Source organism: Bradyrhizobium sp. BR13661 (assembly GCF_029892425.1).
GTDB lineage: Bacteria > Pseudomonadota > Alphaproteobacteria > Rhizobiales > Xanthobacteraceae > Bradyrhizobium.
The window spans coordinates 62,863-84,241 of sequence record NZ_JARXWB010000001.1; the positions used below are offsets into that span (position 1 = coordinate 62,863).

General features: G+C 63.8%; 20 protein-coding genes. 14 read left to right on the forward strand and 6 right to left on the reverse strand.

All coding sequences use genetic code 11. The annotated features are described in order from the left end of the window. Window positions 1-72: 72 nt before the first annotated feature. The gene (locus M2427_RS00300; protein ID WP_280704044.1) at window positions 73-228 is read left to right on the forward strand and encodes a Thivi_2564 family membrane protein; all 156 of its coding nucleotides are present in this window, start codon (window positions 73-75) and stop codon (window positions 226-228) included. Window positions 229-298: 70 nt separating this feature from the next. Here the strand turns inward: M2427_RS00300 and M2427_RS00305 are convergent, their stop codons facing one another. From M2427_RS00305 to cysD, 3 genes are all read right to left on the reverse strand, one after another. Next, a complete protein-coding gene (locus tag M2427_RS00305; protein ID WP_280704045.1) occupies window positions 299-2,464 on the reverse strand; it encodes a malate synthase G in 2,166 nt (721 codons plus the stop codon). Between the two features lie 293 nt (window positions 2,465-2,757). After that, entirely contained in the window at window positions 2,758-4,674 is a 1,917-nt protein-coding gene (gene cysC, locus M2427_RS00310; RefSeq protein WP_280704046.1) for an adenylyl-sulfate kinase, read from the reverse strand. Between the two features lie 21 nt (window positions 4,675-4,695). Then, entirely contained in the window at window positions 4,696-5,490 is a 795-nt protein-coding gene (cysD, locus tag M2427_RS00315; protein ID WP_254135527.1) for a sulfate adenylyltransferase subunit CysD, read from the reverse strand. Window positions 5,491-5,726: 236 nt separating this feature from the next. On the opposite strand from cysD, the gene cysG reads away from it, so the two are divergent. From cysG to M2427_RS00375, 12 genes are all read left to right on the forward strand, one after another. After that, window positions 5,727-7,151 (forward strand): siroheme synthase CysG, encoded by a 1,425-nt coding sequence (cysG, locus tag M2427_RS00320; protein WP_280704047.1) that lies wholly within the window; start codon window positions 5,727-5,729, stop codon window positions 7,149-7,151. After that, window positions 7,148-7,456, forward strand: coding sequence for a DUF2849 domain-containing protein (locus tag M2427_RS00325; protein WP_280704049.1), 309 nt, complete (start codon window positions 7,148-7,150; stop codon window positions 7,454-7,456). The genes cysG and M2427_RS00325 overlap by 4 nt, the downstream gene beginning before the upstream one ends. A gap of 30 nt (window positions 7,457-7,486) precedes the next feature. Then, complete coding sequence (locus tag M2427_RS00330; protein ID WP_280704050.1) at window positions 7,487-9,142, forward strand: nitrite/sulfite reductase; 1,656 nt, start codon at window positions 7,487-7,489, stop codon at window positions 9,140-9,142. Further along, window positions 9,129-9,644 carry a DUF934 domain-containing protein gene (locus tag M2427_RS00335; RefSeq protein ID WP_280704051.1) on the forward strand — a complete coding sequence of 172 codons (516 nt, stop codon included), beginning with the start codon at window positions 9,129-9,131 and terminating at the stop codon, window positions 9,642-9,644. The genes M2427_RS00330 and M2427_RS00335 overlap by 14 nt, the downstream gene beginning before the upstream one ends. Further along, window positions 9,641-10,366 (forward strand): phosphoadenylyl-sulfate reductase, encoded by a 726-nt coding sequence (locus M2427_RS00340; protein WP_280704052.1) that lies wholly within the window; start codon window positions 9,641-9,643, stop codon window positions 10,364-10,366. Before M2427_RS00335 ends, M2427_RS00340 begins: the two co-directional genes overlap by 4 nt. A 112-nt stretch (window positions 10,367-10,478) precedes the next feature. Continuing rightward, a complete protein-coding gene (locus M2427_RS00345; protein ID WP_280704053.1) occupies window positions 10,479-11,492 on the forward strand; it encodes a sulfate ABC transporter substrate-binding protein in 1,014 nt (337 codons plus the stop codon). A gap of 36 nt (window positions 11,493-11,528) precedes the next feature. Then, window positions 11,529-12,365, forward strand: coding sequence for a sulfate ABC transporter permease subunit CysT (gene cysT / locus M2427_RS00350; protein WP_280704054.1), 837 nt, complete (start codon window positions 11,529-11,531; stop codon window positions 12,363-12,365). Window positions 12,366-12,376: 11 nt separating this feature from the next. Then, the gene (gene cysW, locus M2427_RS00355) at window positions 12,377-13,288 is read left to right on the forward strand and encodes a sulfate ABC transporter permease subunit CysW (RefSeq protein ID WP_280704055.1); all 912 of its coding nucleotides are present in this window, start codon (window positions 12,377-12,379) and stop codon (window positions 13,286-13,288) included. Then, the gene (locus M2427_RS00360; protein WP_280704056.1) at window positions 13,278-14,315 is read left to right on the forward strand and encodes a sulfate ABC transporter ATP-binding protein; all 1,038 of its coding nucleotides are present in this window, start codon (window positions 13,278-13,280) and stop codon (window positions 14,313-14,315) included. Before cysW ends, M2427_RS00360 begins: the two co-directional genes overlap by 11 nt. 81 nt (window positions 14,316-14,396) lie before the next feature. Further along, window positions 14,397-14,900, forward strand: coding sequence for a CAP domain-containing protein (locus M2427_RS00365; RefSeq protein ID WP_280704057.1), 504 nt, complete (start codon window positions 14,397-14,399; stop codon window positions 14,898-14,900). Window positions 14,901-14,987: 87 nt separating this feature from the next. Next, a complete protein-coding gene (locus M2427_RS00370) occupies window positions 14,988-16,163 on the forward strand; it encodes a patatin-like phospholipase family protein (protein ID WP_280704058.1) in 1,176 nt (391 codons plus the stop codon). Between the two features lies 1 nt (window position 16,164). Continuing rightward, the gene (locus M2427_RS00375; protein ID WP_280704059.1) at window positions 16,165-16,953 is read left to right on the forward strand and encodes a 3-hydroxybutyrate dehydrogenase; all 789 of its coding nucleotides are present in this window, start codon (window positions 16,165-16,167) and stop codon (window positions 16,951-16,953) included. A gap of 155 nt (window positions 16,954-17,108) precedes the next feature. Here the strand turns inward: M2427_RS00375 and M2427_RS00380 are convergent, their stop codons facing one another. From M2427_RS00380 to M2427_RS00390, 3 genes are all read right to left on the reverse strand, one after another. After that, window positions 17,109-17,933 carry a sulfite exporter TauE/SafE family protein gene (locus M2427_RS00380; protein WP_280704060.1) on the reverse strand — a complete coding sequence of 275 codons (825 nt, stop codon included), beginning with the start codon at window positions 17,931-17,933 and terminating at the stop codon, window positions 17,109-17,111. 196 nt (window positions 17,934-18,129) lie between these two features. Next, window positions 18,130-19,488 carry an oligosaccharide flippase family protein gene (locus M2427_RS00385; protein WP_280704682.1) on the reverse strand — a complete coding sequence of 453 codons (1,359 nt, stop codon included), beginning with the start codon at window positions 19,486-19,488 and terminating at the stop codon, window positions 18,130-18,132. A gap of 190 nt (window positions 19,489-19,678) precedes the next feature. After that, entirely contained in the window at window positions 19,679-20,518 is an 840-nt protein-coding gene (locus tag M2427_RS00390; RefSeq protein ID WP_280704062.1) for a protein-disulfide reductase DsbD domain-containing protein, read from the reverse strand. Window positions 20,519-20,660: 142 nt separating this feature from the next. Between M2427_RS00390 and M2427_RS00395 the strand changes: the two genes are divergently transcribed. Next, window positions 20,661-21,299 (forward strand): YqgE/AlgH family protein, encoded by a 639-nt coding sequence (locus tag M2427_RS00395; RefSeq protein ID WP_280704063.1) that lies wholly within the window; start codon window positions 20,661-20,663, stop codon window positions 21,297-21,299. The last annotated feature ends 80 nt before the right edge of the window (window positions 21,300-21,379 follow it).

Sequence of the window (21,379 nt, forward strand, 5' to 3'; positions counted from 1 at the left end):
TTGCCTCGATGGAACCAGCGCGCGAGACGGGCGTTAGGACATCATTAGCAATTGCCTGAAGGGGGCTCTGCGATGTTGGTCGGCGTACTCGTCACCTTTCTCGTCGTCATTCTCGTGCTCTATCTCGTCAACATGCTGCCGATGGATGGCCGCGCCAAGCAGATCGCGCGCGTCATCGTCATCATCATCGGCATCGTCTCGCTGCTGAAATACCTCGCGGTGTTCTAGCGGGCGGCGCAGCTGCCCAACAAAAAAGCCCCGGCGTGAGCCGGGGCTTTTGATGTTCGAACAACCGGTCTTAGCCGGCCGCCTTCGCCTCGCGGCGGCGCGCGGTGAGGATGTATTCGGTATAGCCGTTCGGCTGCTCGCGGCCTTTGAAGATGAGGTCGCAGGCGGCCTTGAAGGCGACGCCGTCGAAGGCGGGCGCCATCGGCTTGTAGATTGCATCGCCGGCGTTCTGCTTGTCGACGACGACGGCCATGCGCTTGAGCGATTCCATCACCTGCGCTTCGGTGATCACGCCCTGGTGCAACCAGTTGGCGAGATGCTGGCTGGAGATGCGCAAGGTCGCGCGGTCTTCCATCAGGCCGACATCGTGAATGTCGGGCACCTTGGAGCAGCCGACGCCCTGGTCGATCCAGCGCACGACGTAACCCAAAATACCCTGGCAGTTGTTGTCGATCTCCTGCTTGACGTCATCAGGCGCCCAGTTCGACTTCGAAACCGGAATGGTAAGGATGTCCGAGAGCTTGGCGCGCGGGCCACCCTTGGTCAGCTCCTGCTGGCGAGCGGTGACGTTGACCTGGTGATAGTGCAGCGCGTGCAAGGTCGCCGCGGTCGGCGAGGGCACCCACGCCGTGGTGGCGCCGGCCTGTGGATGGGCAAGCTTCTGGGCCAGCATGTCCGCCATCTTGTCGGGCGCGGCCCACATGCCCTTGCCGATCTGGGCATGGCCGGGCAGGCCGTCGATCAGGCCCATGTCGACGTTCCAGTCCTCATAGGCCTTGATCCAGGCCTGCGCCTTCATCTCGTTCTTGCGGATCATCGGACCCGCTTCCATCGAGGTGTGGATCTCGTCGCCGGTACGATCGAGGAAGCCGGTGTTGATGAACATGATGCGCTTGGATGCGCGCTGGATGCAGGCCTTGAGGTTGACGGTGGTGCGCCGCTCCTCGTCCATGATGCCGACCTTGAGGGTGTTCTCAGGCAGCCCCAGCATCTTCTCGACGCGATCGAAGATCTCGCAGGTGAACGAGACCTCGTCCGGGCCGTGCATCTTCGGCTTGACGATATAGGCCGAGCCCGTTCGGCTGTTCTTGACCTTGGAGTTGCCCTTGAGGTCGTGGATCGCGAGAAGCCCGGAGACGGCGGCATCGAGCAGGCCCTCAGGAACTTCCTCGCCGGCCTCGTCCAGCACGGCGTCGGTGAACATGTGGTGGCCGCAATTGCGCATCAAGAGCAGGCTGCGGCCGTGCAGCTTCACCTCGCCCTTGCCGTCAGGCGTCTTGTAGCTGCGGTCGGCGTTGAGCGAACGCGTCAGCGTCTTGCCGCCTTTTTCGAAGTCCGCCGACAGCGTGCCGTTCATCAGGCCGAGCGTGTTGCGATAGACCAGCACCTTGTCTTCGGCATCGACAGCGGCGACGGAGTCTTCCATGTCCAGAATGGTCGAGACCGCGGCTTCCATCACCATGTCGGCGACGCCGGCCGGATCGTCCTTGCCGATCGCGCTGTTGCGATTGATCGTCACCTCGACATGCAGGCCGTTGTTGACGAGCAGCACGGCTGATGGTGCTGCCGCGTCGCCCGCGAAGCCCGCGAACTGCGCGGCATTCTTCAGCGCAGTCGCGTTGCCGCTCTTCAGTTTCACCGCGAGCTGACCAGCAACGACGCTGTAGGCTGTGACGTCGGTGTGGCTGCCGGTCGCCAGCGGCGCAGCGTTGTCGAGGAATGCCTTGGCCTTGGCGATCACCTTGTCGCCGCGCGCCTTGTTGTAGCCCTTGCCGCCCTCGGATGGATCGTGCGGGATCGCGTCGGTGCCGTAGAAGGCGTCGTAGAGCGAGCCCCAGCGCGCGTTCGCCGCGTTCAGCGCGTAGCGTGCGTTGGTGAGCGGCACGACCAGCTGCGGGCCGCAGATCTTGCCGATCTCCTCGTCGACATTGGCGGTCTCGACCTTCTGCGTCGCCGGCTCCGGGACGAGATAGCCGATCTCCTTCAGGAAGGCGGTGTAGGCATTGAGGTCGAACGCCTTGCCCTTGTGGGCGCGGTGCCACTCGTCGATCTTGGCCTGCAGCTGATCACGGAAGGTGAGCAGCGCGCGGTTCTTCGGCCCCAGCTCCTTCACGATGGCGGCCACGCCGGCCCAGAACGCATCCGGCGCGATCCCCGTTTTCGGGGCGGCTTCCTTGGCGATGAAATCGAAAAGGACGGGGGCGATCTTCAATCCGTGGGCGTCGACGCGTTTCATGATGGTCTTTCTTGTTGGAAATGGCTGTTTTTGGCTGCTTTTGACCCGACAGCAGCAAAATGCGCCCACGCGGAGCGGCTTTCGAGGCTCTATTAGCCTCAAAATCAGGGCGGTGAGAAGACCCCTAAAGGTCTGTCAAAATGTCAAGACGAAGTGGGGAGGCACGCACCGGTGTCATTCCCCGCGAAAGCGGGGAATCCAGTACGCCGCAGCTTCTCCGTATCCCGTTGCTGTCTCTGGAATACTGGGTCGCCCGGTCAAGCCGGGCGACGACAGCGGAGATTGGGGTTGCCTCAAATATTCGCGGCGAGGTCCACGACTTCGTCGAACAGTACGCCGGTCGCCTTCAGCATCTGCTCGATCTCATCCGCCGCGTCCGCAACCGTGCGCGTCGATGTATCGATCACGAGCTCGGCTGCTTGCGGGGCTTCGTAGTCGTTGCCGATGCCTGTAAAGGAGGCAAGCGCGCCGGCGCGGGCCTTTTTGTAATGGCCCTTGGGGTCGCGCTCCTCGCAGACTTCGGCCGGCGTCGCGACGTGGATTTCGCGGAACGTCGTGTCGGCGATGCGGCGGGCGGTGGCGCGGTCCTCGCGCGCCGGAGAGACGGCGGCGACGATCGCGATGTGGCCGTTGCGGGCGAGATGCGTCGCGACCTCGGCAAGCCGGCGGATGTTTTCGCTGCGATCGGCGGCGGAGAAGCCGAGATCGCTGTTGAGGCCAGCACGCAGCGTGTCGCCGTCGAGCAGGATCGGCGAGCCGCCATTGGTGAACAGGCGCCGCTCCAGCGCCTTCGCCAGCGTCGATTTGCCGGAGGCCGGCAGGCCCGTGAGCCAGACCACGGCGCCATTGTGCTGATAGCGCGCCGAACGCTCGTCGGGGCGCAGCGCCGATTCCACCGGCACGATATCGACCGGCACCGCGCGCTGGCCGGCATCGACCGACAGCACGAGGCCGCCGCCGGTGATGCGTCCGGAGACCTCGATCACGAGGCGGCCCGTGCGCGGATTCTCGGTGTAGGGATCGGCGGCAATCGGGCTCGACAGGGAGATATCGATCTCGCCGACATGGTTGCGGCCGATCGCCTTGTTCTCGCGGCTCTCGAGCTCGCCGGGGTCGACCGCCTTCTCGATCGCCACCACGGTGGCGCGGCTCTCCTTCGGTCCGGAGCGGACCAGGATCTGGTCGCCCTTGGCGAGCGGCTTGTCGTGCAGCCAGAAGATGCGCGCGCGCAGCCGCCGCGTCTCACGCGGAGCGGCGCTTGCATGCGCGATGATGTCGCCGCGCTCGATGAACAATTCGCGGTCGAGCGTGATGCCGACCGAGCGGCCGGCGCCCTGGCGCGTTGCGACCGGCGTCACCGGCCAGCTCTCGACCGTCTTGATCCTGGCGATCTTGCCGGCCGGCATGATCACGATCTCGTCGCCGGCAATGAGGCTGCCGGATTCGATGCGGCCGGCAACGATGCGGCGATCGTCGAACTTGTAGATCGCCTGCACCGGCAGGCGCAGCGCCAGCGCCTCCAGCGGCCGCGCCGGTTCGAGCCGGTCAAGCGCCTCGACCACGGTCGGACCCTTGTACCAGCCGATGCGGTCGGTGCGTTCGGCAACGCCGTCGCCGTCGCGCGCGGAGATCGGGATGATCGCAGTCGGCGTCACGCCGAGGCCGTTGAGATGGGCGGAGATCTCGTCGCTGATGTCCTTGAAGCGATCCGCGGAGAAATCGACGCGGTCCATCTTGTTGACGACGACCGCGACCTGCTTCACGCCGAGCAGATGCAGCAGATAGCCGTGCCGCCGGGTCTGGTCGCGCACGCCCTCCAGCGCGTCGATGATCAGCACTGCGCCGTCGGCCTGCGAGGCGCCGGTGATCATGTTGCGCAGGAATTCGGCGTGGCCGGGCGCGTCGATCAGCACGATGTCGCGCGAATTGGTTCGGAAGCGGATCTGCGTGGTGTCGATGGTGATGCCCTGGTCGCGCTCGGTCTGGAGCGCATCCAGCAGGAACGACCATTCGAACGGCATGCCGCGCCGTGCGCTGACGGCCTTCAGCATCTCGAGCTTGCCGTCAGGCAGGCTGCCGGTTTCGTGCAAGAGGCGACCGACAAGCGTCGACTTGCCGTGGTCGACATGGCCGACGATGACGATGCGGACCTGGGGGCGGGTGGTGCCGTTCGGCGTGGTGGGCGAGGGAGACGTGACGAGCATGTTCATGACCGCGATGCGTCCTTAGAATCAGAGATAGCCGGCGACGCGCAGTCGCTCGAAAGCGTCCTCGGTCTCGTGATCGAGCGCACGGCCGGCGCGCTCCGGCACCTTGGTCTGCTCGAGCTCGGCCAGGATCTCGTCGATATTCGTTGCCGTCGAAGCGACCGGATTGGTGATGTCCTGATCGCCCAGCGAGCGATAGCGCTTGCCGTCCTTGGCGAGATAGAGCGGGATGATCGGGATGTTCTCGCGCTTGGTGTAGGCCCAGATATCGGCCTCGGTCCAATGCAGGATCGGGTGGATGCGCAAATGCGCGCCCTGCGGCGGCGACGCGTTGAAATGATCCCAGAACTCCGGCGGCTGGTCGCGCACGTCCCAATTGCCTTCCAGGCCGCGTGGCGAGAACACCCGCTCCTTGGCGCGGGTGGCTTCCTCGTCGCGGCGAATGCCGGCGATCAGGCCGTCAAAGCCGTATTTGGCGAGCGCCATCTTCAGACCTTCGGTCTTGCGCGCGGCGGAACGGGCGGCCGGCGGCAGCGTTGGGTCGACGGCATCGATAGGCGGGCAGGGCTCGACACGCAGGTCGAGCTCCCATTCCTTTCCGTAATGATCGCGGAAGCGGTACATCTCCGGAAACTTCTTGCCGGTGTCGACATGGAGCGCAGGGAACGGCAGCCGGCCGAAGAACGCCTTGCGCGCCAGCCAGATCATGACGTTGGAGTCCTTGCCGAGCGACCACAACAGGGCGATCTTCTTCAGACGCGCAAACGCCTCGCGGAAAATGTAGATGCTCTGCGCTTCGAGCTGGTCGAGATGGTCCATGCTGGGTGCGGTCAGCTCAACTGGAATTTGCTCGGAAACGGGGGCGCGGGAGTCCGGCCCGTCTGCACCGGAATTGTCCTTGAGAAGATGCATCTCTGCCACTTTGCGTTTGGAGGCGAATTTTCTATAGTTGCGGCGCAGAAGAGAAGAAAAAATTTTCTCTTTGCGCGCTCGAAATGACACATATATAGAAAATAATTCCAGTCAACCCCGGATGTGGGGGAAGCGAGTATCGCATGCGGTTCTTGCCGGTGTTCCTCGATCTCAAGGCCGGCCCGGTGGTCCTCATCGGCACGGGTGAGCTTTTGCGCGCCAAATTGCGTGTGCTCGCCTCCGCCGGCGCGCGCATTCGCGTGCATGCGATCGACGGCAATCATGAGCTGGGCCTGAGTTCCGAGGACGCGCCGGGTGTCGAGATCGCGACGGGCGATCCGCTTCAGGCCGATCTTGCCGGCGTCATCGCAATCGTCTGCGCGGGCGCGGGCGACGTCGGCGTGGCGATGTCGGTCCGTGCCAAGGCGCTCGGCCTGCCCGTCAACGTCATGGACGATCTCGAGCATTCCTCCTTCATCTTCCCGGCCATCGTTGATCGCGGCGATGTCGTGGTCGCGGTCGGCACCGGCGGCACTTCGCCGGTGGTGGCGCGGCGCGTGCGCGAGAAGATCGAGGCGCTGCTGCCGGCCCGCATCGGCGAGCTGGCGGAGTTCATCGGCGGTTTCCGCAAATCCATCAACGAGCGCATCGCAGAGTTTCCGCTGCGCCGCCGCTTCTGGGAGCGCGTCATCGACGGTCCGATCGGTGCGTCCGTGCTGGCCGGCCGCAAGGGCGAGGCGGATGCCGCCCTCAACGCGATTTCCAATCCGTCCGATTTCGCGCGCGCCGACAAGCCGGAAGGCTCCGTTGCGCTGGTCGGCGCCGGCCCCGGCGACCCTGATCTTCTCACCATCAAGGCGCTGCGCGCGTTGCAGGACGCCGATATCGTCTTCCACGACGAGTTGGTTTCTCCAGAGATTCTCGACCGTATCCGCCGCGACACCACGCGTGTTCCGGTCGGTCGCCGCGTCGGCAAGCCCGGCATCGGCCAGGATGCCATCAACAAGCGCATGATCGAGGCCGCGCAGTCCGGGCAGCGCGTGGTGCGGCTGAAGGGCGGCGATCCCTTCGTGTTCGGTCGCGGCGGCGAAGAGGTCGAAGCGCTGCGCGCCGCCGGCGTGGCCTATTCGATCGTCCCCGGCATCACCGCCGGGCTCGGCGGAGCCGCCGATTTCGAGGTGCCGCTCACCTATCGCCATGAAGCAACCCGCATCACCTTCCTCACCGCGCACAAGGCGCGCGATGCCGAGACCGTCGACTGGTCGACGCTGACCGATACGAAGATGACCGTTGTTGTCTACATGGGCATGACAGCCGCGCCTGCCGTGCGCGCCGGTTTGTTCGCCGCCGGTCGTTCCCCGGAGACTCCGGTCGGCGTGTTCGCCCGCGTGACGCGGCCGGATGCTCGGGGCGCGATCGGTACGCTGCGCGACTTGCCCGAGCTGGTGCGCAAGACAAATGGCGGTCCTGCCATTCTCATCATCGGTGACGTGGTCCGGCATGCCGGGGCGCTTCATCGTCAAACACCCAAGCAAATCATCTCTGACCTCCTGGATGCTGCCGAATGACATCACCACTGCAACAGAAACTGAAAATCGCGGGGCCCTCCGTCGTGACCGCCAACCGGACCTGGGACGGCGTCGTCGTTTATCGCACCGCCGCCAAAGGCTGGTCCGTGGAACTGACCGATGCTGCGATCGTGCGAGACTCCGATGAGGCGAAAGCGTTGCTCGCCGAGGCCGTGGCCGATGACCTCGGCGCAATCGGTCCCTATATCGCGCCAGTGCAGGTCGACGACGCCGGCAAGATCCTGCCGGGCAATCTGCGTGAGCAGATCCGCCGTGACGGCGTGACCATCGACCTGCCGGTCTGATCGCAGGTCGAGTAGTAAGGCACTTCAATCATGTACGCTTACGACGAAATCGACCGTACGCTGGTCAATGAGCGCGTCTCCGAATTCCGTGACCAGGTGCAGCGCCGTCTCTCGGGCGAGCTCACCGAAGACGAATTCAAGATGCTGCGCTTGCAGAACGGCGTTTATCTGCAGCTGCACGCCTACATGTTCCGCGTCGCGATTCCCTACGGAACGCTGGCGTCGAACCAGTTGCGGGCGTTGGCCCATGTCGCGCGCAAATACGACCGTGGCTACGGCCACTTCACCACGCGGCAGAACATCCAGTTCAACTGGATCAAGCTGTCGGACCTGCCGGATGCGCTGGCTGACCTCGCCGAGGTCGGTATCCATGCGATGCAGACCTCCGGCAACAACATGCGCAACGTCACCTCCGACCAGTGGGCCGGCGTTGCGCCGGGCGAGATCGAAGATCCCCGCATCTGGTCGGAGCTGATCCGCCAGCACACGACGCTGCATCCGGAATTCTCGTTCCTGCCGCGCAAGTTCAAGATCGCGATCACCGCGTCGGACCACGACCGTGCCGCGATCAAGGTGCACGACATCGGCCTGAAGCTGATCAAGAACGAGAAGGGCGAGACCGGCTTCGAGGTCCTGGTCGGCGGCGGTCTGGGCCGCACGCCGTTCATCGGCAAGACCATCAAGCACTTCGTCCATGGCCGCGATCTCCTCAGCTATATCGAGGCGATCCTGCGCGTCTACAACCAATACGGCCGCCGCGACAACATCTACAAGGCGCGCATCAAGATCCTGGTGCACGAGCTCGGCATCGAGAAGTTCTCGCGCGAGGTCGAGGAGGAGTGGCAGCATATCCGCTATTCCTCGCTCCAGATCGACGACGAGGTGATCGAGGACATCCGCTCGCGCTTCATCTACCCCGCTTACGAGAAGCTCCCGCACATGCCGGACGAGCTGCGGCAAGCCGCGGCCGATCCTGAGTTCGAGGCCTGGCGCAAGAACTCGGTCGCCGCGCACAAGAACCCCGGCTATTCCATCGTCACGATTTCGCTGAAGCCGATCGGCGCGCCTCCGGGCGACGCCACGGCCGAGCAAATGGATGCGCTGGCCGATCTCGCCGACAAATATTCTTTTGGCGAGATCCGCGTCGGCCACGAGCAGAACCTCGCGCTGCCGCACGTCGCCAAGCGCGACCTGTCGGCGCTGTGGAAGGCGCTCGACAAGCTTGGGCTCGCCACGCCGAACATCAATCTGATCACCGACATCATCGCCTGCCCCGGGCTCGACTATTGCTCGCTGGCGAATGCGCGCTCGATCCCGATCGCGCAGGAGCTGACGCGGCGGTTTGCCAATCACGAACTCGCCAATCTGATCGGCCGGCTGCACATCAACATCTCCGGCTGCATCAACGCCTGCGGTCACCACCATGTCGGCCATATCGGCATTCTCGGCGTCGAGAAGAACGGCGAGGAGGTCTACCAGATCACCATCGGCGGCCGGGCCGACGAGAACGCCGCGCTGGGCAATCTGATCGGCCCCGGTGTCAAGTTCGACGAGGTTGCCGACGTCATCGAGGACATCGTGGAAGCCTATCTGGCGCTGCGCGAGCGGCCGGAGGAGCTGTTCGTCGATACCGTGAAGCGCCTCGGCGTCGAACCCTTCAAGGAGCGCGTCTATGCCACTCGTTAACGGCGGAAAAATCATCGACGACGGCTTCGTCAAGCTCGCCGTCGACACGCCGCTGCCCGAGAGCGGCGACATCCTGGTGCCGGCCGAGCGCTTCATTGCCGAAGCGGATGCATTGCTCAAGCGCGCCGGTAAAGTCGGCGTGATCTGGCCGAACAACCGCGACATCGACGAGCTCGTGCCTTATCTCGGCAAGATCGCCACTGTTGCGCTGGTGTTCCCGACCTTCCGCGACGGGCGCGCCTACAGCCAGGCGCGGCTGCTGCGCGAGCGCTACAATTATCGCGGCGATCTGCGGGCCACCGGGCAGGTCCTGCGCGACCAGTTCGTGTTCATGCTGCGCGCCGGCTTCGATTCCTTCGAGGTCAAAAAGCAGGCCGATGCGGAGGCCTTCATGCAGACCGCGAAGCGCTATTCGGTGTTCTATCAGCCGACCGGCGATGGCCGTATCACGGCGCTGCATCGGCGCATGCAGCTGCGTCACTCCGAGGGGGTCGGCACATGAACGCCATCGCGCCCCAGGTTTCGTCCATTTCGCCGCTGCCTTCGGCTGAAGAGCTCGATCGTGCGCTGCGCGATGCCTCTCCCGCAGAAGTCATCGCCGCGGCGCTGAAGGCGGTCGGGCGTGAAAAGCTCGCGCTGGTGTCGTCCTTCGGCACAGAGTCGGCGACGCTGCTCAAGGTGATGGCGGATGTCGATCCGGCAATCCCGGTGATCTTCCTCGACACCGGCTGGCTGTTCGAGGAGACGCTGGCCTATCGCGATACGCTGATCGCGACGCTGGGCTTGAAGGACGTTCGTTCGATCAAGCCGGCCGAGGAAACGCTGACGCGCGAGGATCCCGAGCGCGAGCTCTGGTTCTCCGATCCGGACGCCTGCTGCCGCATTCGCAAGGTCGAGCCGCTGGCGCGTGCGCTCAAACCGTTTTCGGCCTGGCTCAACGGCCGCAAGCGTTTTCAGGGCAATACGCGCGCTGACATTCCCGTGGTCGAGGATGATGGCGTGCGGTTGAAGTTCAACCCGTTTGCCAATGTCTCGCGTGAGGAGCTCGAAGCGATCTTCGTCCGCGCCAAATTGCCGCGTCACCCGCTTGCGGCGTCGGGTTTTCGTTCGGTTGGGTGTATGCCTTGCACGAGCAGAACGGCCGAGGGCGAGGATGAGCGCGCAGGTCGCTGGCGTGGCCGGGCCAAGACAGAATGCGGCATCCACACGATGAAGATTTCGTAGCACAGTCGCGCTGCAACGCTGCCAACAAGAAAATCCGGTTCCGTTGACTTGAACGCGTTTCGCCCCGAGTTATGCCCGCACGCCATCGATGACGCTGAAGTCGTCGAGGTAAATGGAGATGGACATGATGCGCCGTATCGTTCCGCTCGCGGCTGGCCTGCTTGCGGCAGGCGTCTGGGCAGGCTCGGCTCTCGCCGCTGACATCAATCTTTTGAACGTGTCGTACGATCCGACGCGCGAGCTTTATGTCGACTTCAACAAGGCGTTCGCGACCGCCTATCAGAAGGAAACCGGCAAGAGCGTCGAGATCAAGCAGTCGCACAACGGTTCGGGCGCGTCCTCGCGTAGCGTCATCGATGGCCTGCCGGCGGATGTGGTGACGCTTGCGCTCGCTTACGACATCGACGCGATTGCGGCCAAGGGATTGACCGCTGCCGACTGGCAGAAGCGGCTCCCGCAGAATTCCTCGCCCTATACGTCGACCATCGTGTTTCTGGTGCGCAAGGGCAATCCGAAGGGCATCAAGGACTGGGACGATTTGATCAAGCCGGGCGTCGCCGTCATCACGCCGAATCCGAAGACGTCGGGTGGCGCGCGCTGGAATTATCTCGCGGCCTGGGGCTACGCCGAGAAGAAGCTCGGCTCGGCCGACAAGGCCAAGGATTTTATCGCCAAGCTCTACCAGCAGGTGCCGGTGCTCGACACCGGCGCACGTGGTTCGACCGTGACTTTCGTCGAGCGTGGCGTCGGCGACGTGCTGCTCGCGTGGGAGAACGAAGCCTACCTCGCCTTGAAGGAGTTCGGCCCGGAGAAGTTCGAGATCGTCGCACCGCGCCAATCCATCCTGGCGGAGCCGCCGGTCGCAGTGGTCGACAAGGTCGTCGACAAGAAGGGCACCCGCAGCGTTGCCGAGGCCTATCTCCAGTTCTGGTATACAAAGGAAGGGCAGGAGATCGCCGCGCGCAATTTCTACCGGCCGCGCGATGCCGAGATCGCCAAGAAGTACGAAAATTCCTTCGCCAAGGTCGAACTATTCACCATCGACGACGTTTTTGGTGGTTGGACCAAGGCGCAAAAGGAGCATTTCGCCGATGGCGGCGTCTTCGATCAGATCTACAAGAACTGATCGGGCGCCGTCGAAGGGGATTTAACAGGGGGCCTGGTGAGCGCAATCGCTTTACGACGCCGGACTTTGCCGGGCTTCGGTCTCACGATGGGACTGACGCTGACCTGGCTGTCCGTCATCATCCTGATTCCGCTCGCCGGGCTGTTCCTGAAGTCGCTCGAGCTGAGCCCCGAGCAGTTCTGGGCCATCCTCTCCAGCCGGCGAACCTTGAATGCCTTGCGGGTGTCGTTCGGCCTTGCCTTCGCAGCCGCCTGCGTCAATCTCGTGATGGGCAGCATCATCGTCTGGGCGCTGGTGCGTTATCGTTTCCCCGGCCGGCGAATTTTCGATGCCATCGTCGATGTGCCGTTCGCGTTGCCAACGGCCGTCGCCGGCGTCGCGCTGAGTTCGCTGTTTGCCGAGAAGGGCTGGCTGGGCGCCCCGCTTGCCGCGCTCGGCATCAAGGTGGCGTTCACGCCGCTCGGCATCTTCGTCGCCATGATCTTCATCGGCATTCCCTTCGTGGTGCGCACGGTCCAGCCGGTGCTGCAGGATCTCGATCCCGAGATCGAGGAGGCCGCGGGTAGCCTTGGCGCCAGCCGCTGGCAGACCATCATCCGCGTGATCCTGCCGTCGCTCGCACCCGCGCTGCTCACGGGGCTTGCGCTCGCCTTCGCCCGCGCGGTCGGCGAATACGGCTCGATCATATTCATCGCGGGCAACCTGCCGAACGTCTCGGAGATCGCGCCGCTCTTGATCGTGATCCGTCTCTCCGAATTCCGCTATGCCGACGCAACCGCGATTGCGGTCGTCATGCTCGTCGTCTCCTTCGTCATCATCTTCGCGGTGAACAGGTTGCAGCGCTGGGCGCAGGACCGGATTCCGGTGCATTAGGGCGGAATGCGATGACCATGCAGATCGCCGACGACGTTTCGCTGTCCTCACCCGACGCGAAGTCACGCGCCCATGCGGCCGCCGCGCGCAACAATCTCCGCACCGAGCCCAGGGCGGTGCGCATCGCCATCATCACGCTGGCGATCGCGTTCCTCTCCGTCTTTGTGGTACTGCCGCTGGTGGTGGTGTTCGCGCAGGCCTTCTCCAGGGGCATTCTGGCCTATTTCGATGCGCTGGCCGAGCCGGAGGCGCTTGCGGCGATCAAGCTGACGCTGGTTGTTGCGGCGATCTCGGTCAGCGTCAATCTCGTCTTCGGTCTCGTCGCCGCCTGGGCGATCGCAAAGTTCGAATTTCCCGGCAAGACCTTCCTGATCACGCTGATCGATCTGCCGTTTTCGGTCAGCCCGGTGATCTCGGGCCTGGTCTTCGTGCTGCTGTTCGGCGCGCAGGGTTATTTCGGCGGCTGGCTCGGGGATCACGACATCCAGATCCTGTTCGCGGTGCCCGGCATCGCGCTCGCCACCACCTTCGTGACCTTCCCCTTCGTGGCGCGTGCGCTGATTCCGCTGATGCAGGAGCAGGGGACGCAAGAGGAAGAGGCCGCGATTTCGCTCGGCGCCTCCGGTCTGCAGACCTTCTTCCGGGTCACGCTGCCCAACATCAAGTGGGGCGTGCTCTACGGCGTCCTGCTGTGCAATGCGCGGGCGATGGGCGAATTCGGCGCGGTCTCCGTCGTCTCCGGCCACATTCGCGGCGAAACCAACACCATGCCGCTCTTGGTCGAGATTCTCTACAACGAGTACCAGTTCGTCGCCGCGTTTGCGATTGCCTCGCTGCTGGCGATGCTGGCACTGATCACGCTGATCGCCAAGACCATCCTCGAACGTCATCTCGACGAAGGACACGACGTCAATGACCATTGAAGTCAAAAATCTCGTCAAGAAATTCGGCAGCTTTAAAGCGCTTGATGGCGTCGACCTCAAGGTCGACGATGGCGAGCTGCTCGCCCTGCTCGGGCCCTCGGGCTCCGGGAAGACCACGCTGCTGCGCATCATCGCCGGCCTCGACTGGCCTGATTCAGGCGAAGTTGCTTTCAATGGCGAGGACGCGCTGGCGCAGGGCGCGCGCGAGCGTCACGTCGGCTTCGTGTTCCAGCACTACGCGCTGTTCCGCCACATGAGCGTGTTCGAAAACGTCGCCTTTGGCCTGCGCGTGCAGCCGCGCGCGGTGCGCAAGGACGAGGCGACGATCCGCAGACGCGTGAAGGAACTGCTCGATCTCGTGCAGCTCGACTGGCTCGCCGACCGCTATCCGAACCAGCTCTCCGGTGGCCAGCGCCAGCGCATTGCGCTCGCCCGTGCGCTCGCCATCGAACCGCGCATCCTCCTGCTCGACGAGCCCTTCGGTGCGCTCGATGCGAAGGTGCGCAAGGAGCTGCGCAAATGGCTGCGCTCGCTCCACAATGAGATCCATGTGACCTCGATCTTCGTCACCCATGATCAGGAGGAGGCGCTGGAAGTCGCCAACCGCGTCGTCGTGATGGACAAGGGCAAGATCGAGCAGATCGGCTCGCCCAATGACGTCTATGAGACTCCGGCGACAGCCTTCGTCCACGGCTTCATCGGCGAGTCCATCGAGCTTCCGGTCCATGTCGAGGGCGGCGTCGTCAGGCTTGGCGATCGACCGCTCAATCTCGCGGCTGAGGGCCTGAAGCCTGGCGCGTCAAAACTGTTCGTGCGGCGACATGACATGCTGGTCGGCCCACCCGGCAGCGGTGCCTTCGAAGGCGCGGTCCAGCATGTCCGCAATTTCGGCCCGGTGCAGCGGGCCGAGGTCGCCTTATCCGGCGGCGAGACCATCGAGATCGATGCCCCGCGCAGCCGGGAACTGCGGGCCGGCGACACAGTCGGCCTCGAGCCCCGCCGCTACCGCATCTTTGCGGGCGGGTAAACCGCTCAAATCTTCCTCAAAATTCACCTTTCAGCCACGGTTGGTATGCAACAACGGCCCCTCATTTGGGGGCCCCTGAACATGCGCGCTGCGGCCGCGATCCTTCTTATTTTGCTTCTCGCCGGTTGTGCCGGCAACGAAGCGCCGGTCCAGCAGCCGTCGATGTATGCCGACATGTCGGTCCCGGGCGCCAAGCTCGATGCGCCAGCCGCTGCGATCATGATCTCGCAATACCGCCAGAACAACGGTCTCGGCGTCGTTGAGATCGACCCCGAACTGATGCGGCTGGCCGAATCCCAGTCTGGCGCCATGGCCGCCGCCAACAAGATGGACCATGACGTTCGCGCGCCCCTGGGCAAGCGGCTCAATGCCGGCGGCTATCCCGCGACCGTGGCGGTCGAGAACATCTCGGCCGGCTATCATACGCTGGCGGAAGCGTTTTCCGGTTGGCGCGACTCGCCCCCGCACCGCGCCAACATGCTCAAGAGCGGTGTCACAAAATTAGGCATAGCGGCCAGCTATGCTCCTGGCACCAAGTACAAGGTGTTCTGGACCATGATCCTGGCGTCGACCGATCCCCGATAAGCCAGACTTGATCCCGGGTGCATTGACGCCGCGACAGACTATCGCCACGGTGGCTCGCCTTTTGCGATTATTTGCTAATGTCCCCGAATGACAGATCATAGCCCGGAAGTCGCAACCGTTCCCGCGAAGGCGCAGCGTGTCCTGGTTCTCCAGGGCGGTGGTGCGCTTGGCTCGTATCAGGCTGGCGCCTATCAGGCGCTGTGCCATTTTGACTTCGAGCCGGAATGGGTTGCGGGCATCTCCATCGGCGCGGTCAATGCCGCCATCATCGCCGGCAATGAGGGCCACACCCGCGTCAAGCGGCTGAAAGAATTCTGGGAGATGGTGTCCGCGCCGGTGCCATGGAAGCCGATCGGCAAGAGCGACCACAGCCGCGAACTGTTCAATTCCACCAGCGCCGCGCTGATCGCGACCTTCGGCGTGCCCGGCTTCTTCGTCCCGCGCATGCCGCCCGCGCCGCTGTGGCCGCCGGGCAGCAAGCAGGCCGAGAGCTATTACGACACCGCGCCGCTGAAGAAGACGCTGGAGCGGCTCGTCGACTTCGACCGCATCAACGACCTCAAGACCCGCCTTTCGGTCGGCGCGGTCGGCGTCGCCTCCGGTAACTTCAAATATTTCGACAATTACGAGTTCAAGAAGTTCGGCAAGAAAATCGGCCCCGAGCACATCATGGCATCAGGTGCGCTGCCGCCGGGCTTTCCGTCGGTCGTCATCGAGGGCGAGCATTACTGGGACGGCGGCATCGCCTCCAACACGCCGCTCGACTTCGTGCTCGATGCCGAGGTCGAACGCGACATGCTGATCTTCCAGGTCGATCTGTTCAGCGCGCGCGGCGATCTGCCGACCTCGCTGCTCGAGGCCACCGAGCGCGAGAAGGACATCCGCTTCTCCAGCCGCACGCGAATGAACACCGACAAGAACAAGCAATTGCACAATGCCCGCCGGGCGGCGCGCGAGCTGATTGCCAAATTGCCGGACTATCTGAAGAACGACCCGTCCGTCGAATTCCTCGCAAAAGCCTCGCGCGAAAGCACCGTCACCGTGGTGCACCTGATCTATCGCAGCAAGAACTACGAATCCTCGTCCAAGGACTACGACTTCTCGCATGTCGCCATGGTCGAGCATTGGGAAAGCGGCGTTCGCGACGTGCATCTGTCGATGCGCCACAAGGACTGGCTCGAGAAGCCGCAGTCCGGCGAGACCATGGTGACTTACGATCTCACCGGGGACGTCACCGCGCCCCCGCCAAAAAGGAGCGAATAAGATGGGTACTCTCTCAGGCAAGAACGCCGTTGTGACCGGTTCGACCAGCGGCATCGGGCTCGCCTATGCGCGCGGCTTTGCCGCCGCCGGCGCCAATGTCGTCATCAACGGCTTCGGTTCGCCGGAGGACATCGAGAAGGAGCGCTCCAAGATCGAGTCCGATTTCGGCGTGAAGGCGGTCTATTCGCCCGCCGACATGACCAAGCCGGCCGAGATCGCCGGGATGATCGCGCTCGGCGAGAAGTCGTTCGGCTCGGTCGACATCCTCGTCAACAATGCCGGCATCCAGTTCGTCTCGCCGATCGAGGAATTCCCGCCGGAGAAGTGGGACCAGATCATCGCGATCAACCTGTCCTCGGCCTTCCATGCCATTCGCGCGGCCGTCCCGGGCATGAAGAAGAAGGGCTGGGGCCGCATCATCAACACCGCGTCGGCGCACTCGCTGGTCGCCTCGCCCTTCAAGTCGGCTTACGTCTCGGCCAAGCACGGCATCGCCGGCCTGACCAAGACCGTGGCGCTGGAAGTCGCGACCAACAAGATCACCTGCAACTGCATTAGCCCCGGCTATGTCTGGACGCCGCTGGTGGAGAAGCAGATCCCGGATACGATGAAGGCCCGCAACCTCACGCGCGAGCAGGTCATCAACGACGTGCTGCTCGACGCGCAGCCGACCAAGGAGTTCGTGACCTCAGAGCAGGTGGCAGCGCTGGCGTTGTTCCTGTGCAGCGACGATGCCGCGCAGATCACCGGCACCAATCTGTCGATCGACGGCGGTTGGACCGCGGAGTAAGGGCAGGATGTCGTAGGGTGGGTTAGGCCTGCGACTGCGCGAAGCGCAGTTTGCAAGCCGTAACCCACCTCTTCTATTTCCAAAGAGACAGAAGTGGTGGATTACGCCTTCGGCCAATCCACCCTACGATAGCCCGCATGGAGCACCGCTTCCGCCTAATGGCTCCAGGCCAGCGCCGTCACGATCGCGGATTGCACGTTCAGCTCCGTGAACATGATCTTGCTGGCGACCACGACGAGGACGCTGGCGAGCGCCACGCGCAGCACCGTCTCCGGCACGCGCGTCGCACCGTAGCTGCCGATGATGATGCCGGGCAGCGAGCCGAGCAGCAGCACGCCCATCAGACCCCAGTCGACCGAACCAAGCATCCAGTGTCCGACGCCGGCCACCAGCGTCAGCGGCACCGCGTGCGCGATGTCGGAGCCGATGATGGTTGCCATCGGCAGGCGCGGGTAGAGCAGCAGCAGCACGGTCACGCCGACTGCGCCGGCGCCGACCGATGAAATCGAGACCAGCACGCCGAGCACGACGCCCGTGATCACGGTCGCAATCGCGATGGTGCGCTCGTCGACCTGCTCCATGCGCCGGCGATACAGGTCCATGATCGATTTGCGGAAGATCAGCGATGTCGCGGTCAGGATCAGCGCAAAGCACAGCACCAGATTGACCAGATTGCGCTCGGTCTCACCTCTGAGATCGAGCTTCCACAGCGCCAGCAGCGTCAGCGCACTGGCCGGAATACTGCCGCTGGCAAGCCGCAGCACTGCGGGCCAGTGCACGCTGCGCGACCAGCCATGCACCACGCTGCCGCCGGTCTTGGTGGCGGCGGCATAAAGCAGGTCGGTGCCGACGGCGGTGGTCGGGTGGATTCCGAACAGCAGGATCAGCAGCGGCGTCATCAACGAGCCGCCGCCCACACCGGTCAACCCGACAAGCAGGCCGACGCCAAATCCCGAGGCGACGTAAAGCGGATCGATCATATCAGGAGGAATCTAGGTTTATCTCGTCAGATGAGCAATATGACGTAGAATAAATTTCCCCCAGCACGCAACCTGTTGGGCAGAATAAGAAACTTTCTGCTTTGATGTCGAGCTGGGTAGGTATTTTTCTCTGTTATCGGGCCCGTTGGGAAACAGTCGTTCCTCGAGCGGGCGAACAAAGATGGGTGCGTAGTACCTATTTACCAAACGCCAGCACGTGCAGTCCCAGCCGTTGCCGCACGATCCAGAACAGCAGCACGGTCTCGAAGGTGAGCGAGATCGAGGTCGCGGCCGCGGCGCCGTGGCCGCCGAACCGCGGCACCAGGGCGATGCAAAGCACGACATTCATCACGAAGGCGAGCGCATAGGCGAGCGCGCAGATCCTCTGCTCGCCGAGCATGTTGAGCAGCCGCTCGACCGGTCCGATCGCGGCGCGCACCACGAGGCCAACAGCGGCGACGAACATGATGTCGTAGCCGACCACGAATTGCGGTCCGAACAGCCAGAGCAGCGGCTTGCCGAGCGCGAGCAGCACGGCGGTCGCGGCCAGCGACGGCCAGAACGTCCAGGCGATGGCATGCGCGACATAGGCCGACAGCCGCGCCTTGTCGCCGCTGGCGTTGTATTCGGCGAAGCGATGTGCCGTCGTCGCCGACATCGCGTAGTGAATGAACGACACCAGGGCCAGCGTCTTCACCACGGCAAAATAGATGCCGACCTCGTCGGAGGGGCGGAATTGCTGCAGCACCAGCACGTCGGTGTAGGACAGGAGCAGGTAAAAACTCTCGACCAGCAGGATCGGCAGCGAGACGGCAAGCCAGCCGCTGACGTCATAGGCCTTTGGCCCGGGGGTGATGTGATCGGCGAGCCTGCGGTTCAGTACCACCATCTGCCCGGTCATCGCGATCCACACTGCGCCCGCGCTTGCGGCCATCGCGGCGATCGCGCCGAGATGATAGCCGAGCAGGAAGGCGCATGCCGTGATGCCGATGATCAGCGCCTGACGGATGATGAATTGCGGCATCAGTCCGAGCTGCATCCAGTCATGCGAGCGTGCGATGCCGTCCTGGGTGTTGGCGACCACGAAGGCAGGCAGCGTCATGCAGCCGATATAGAGCGGCAGCTCCTCGGCCGGATCGATCCAGGGCGACAGCAATCTGACGATGCCGGCAAGCGCCAGCGACACCAGCGTGGAAACGGCAAAGGTCAGCCAGCGGCTGCCGGAGAGAAAGCCGCGCAGCAGAGCATGGTCACCGCTGGCGCGATATTCCGGAATGATCTTCTGCGCGGACGCGGAGATGCCGAAGTCCATCATGCTGCCGAGCAGCAGCACCCAGGTCCAGACATAGACATAGATGCCGTAGTCGGACGTGCCCATCCAGCGCGCGAGCAGCACCTGCGAGACATAGGCAAGGCCCGCGCTGATGACGCGGATGATGAAGATGGTGCCGGCCAGCCGCCGCGTCAGCGACGCCTCGCTCGATCCGCCCGTCAACTTCGCGCGCAGCCGCGCGATCAGCCCGGCCGGTCCGGTCGTTGCGGGTTCTGCATCCATCACGGCCAAGTCGAAATCCCCAGGGCGTCCCGCATGCTGCGGCAGGCTTGATGCGGTAGCTTTTGGGATTAGCAACCATTCGTTAAGATTCGGTTGGGTGGGCACGCCGTTGCGCCACCCTCGGTGTCGTCCCGGACAAGCGTCAGCGCAGATCCGGGACGACAGCTGAGAGTGGCGCGACAGCTTTGGCTCACTCCAAATTCGTATTGAACTCGTACGATTTGTCCGGCCCCACCAGCGTGAACTTCAAAGCAGCACCATCAGGCTTGACGCCCGGAGGCAATCCGTCGAGCTCGAAGGAAAATCGCTTCACGCCGGGCGGGCTGTGCTCGACCGGATCAGGGATCGGCAGCGACCACTCGGGCGTTGGTCCCTCCACGAACAGGTTGACCTTGCTGTCTTGGGGCGCGACGACATCCACCACCACGTTCTTCGGCCCGTCGCGCTTGACGTCGCGGATGGTCAGCGGATTGGGGTCGCCGATCGTGGCGGGCTTCGGCACGGCGTCGAGCGCTGTGCGCAGATTGGCGTCTTCGGTCGAGGCAACATTGTTGAAGCCGAGCTCGAGATTGGCCTCGACGGGAATGCAGAGCTTTTCGCAGACGGCGTAGTTGATCTCGGCCCGCAACGTCACCGGCTTGTCGGCGGCCTTGGCGACGATGCGCAGGGGCAGCACGATCTGGTCGTGATAGCCGATCGAATGACCGCCTGCGCCGTCGTCGAATTTCAGCGGCGCCGGCCACATCACGGTCACGGCTTCGACATTGTCCGACTTTGAGAAGTCGAACCGCGGCGGAACGCCTGAGTCGCCCGGCATCCGCCAATAGGTCTTCCAGCCGGGCTGGAGCTGGACGACGATACCGCCGAGCAGCACCGTGCCACTGCGTGATCCCGCGAGCAGCCGCACCGCGGAATGTCCGTCGCGCTGCCACGGTGACGCATCGTCAGCATGGGCTACCGTCGTCAGCAACGACACAAGCACGGTTGTCGCGACGCCAATCGCCGCATGCAGGGGAACTCTTGTCAGCATGGCACGTCTTTACAGGGTCCCCCTTGGGCAAACCATTGAATTGCTTGTGATGGAGGTACCTGATTCGAGTCTCTGCAAGCCTTGATTTGACAGCCGCCCGGCCCGACATCAGGATAGGAATTGAAACCGGAGTGCTTCACCGATGGCTCCCACAGGCAAGAGGACGGGCGAAAGCACCCGCGGCGCGGGGCTCCCCAGTTCGGCCAGTTATCTCGACGGACGGCTCCTGATCGCGATGCCTGTCATGGGCGACTCCCGCTTTGAGCGCTCGGTGATCTATCTTTGTGCGCATTCCGCCGAGGGCGCGATGGGTATCATCGTCAATCATCCGGCCGGCAGCATCGATTTTCCGGAGCTGCTGGAGCAGCTCGGCATCATCAAGAAGGGCGAGCACATCAAGCTGCCCGAAAATGCCGAGAGCATGAAGGTGCTGGCTGGCGGCCCGGTCGACACCGGTCGCGGCTTTGTGCTGCATTCCAGCGATTTCTATATCGAGCACGCGACACTGCGAATCGACGACGGCGTTTGCCTCACCGCGACCGTCGACATTCTGCGCGCGATCGCCAACGGCTCCGGCCCCAAGCACGCCATTCTCGCGCTCGGCTATGCCGGCTGGGCGCCGGGCCAGCTCGAGACCGAGATTCAGAGCAATGGCTGGCTGCATTGCGACGCGGATGCGGATCTGATCTTCGGCGACGACGTCGACGAGAAATACGGCCGCGCCCTGCGCAAGATCGGGATTGATCCTGGGATGCTGTCGAACGAGGCCGGGCACGCGTAGCGCTCCAATGTCGTCCTGGCGAAAGCCAGGACCCATTACCCCAAGCTGCAGTTTGAGGCGGCTGGTCACAACCAGCCTTC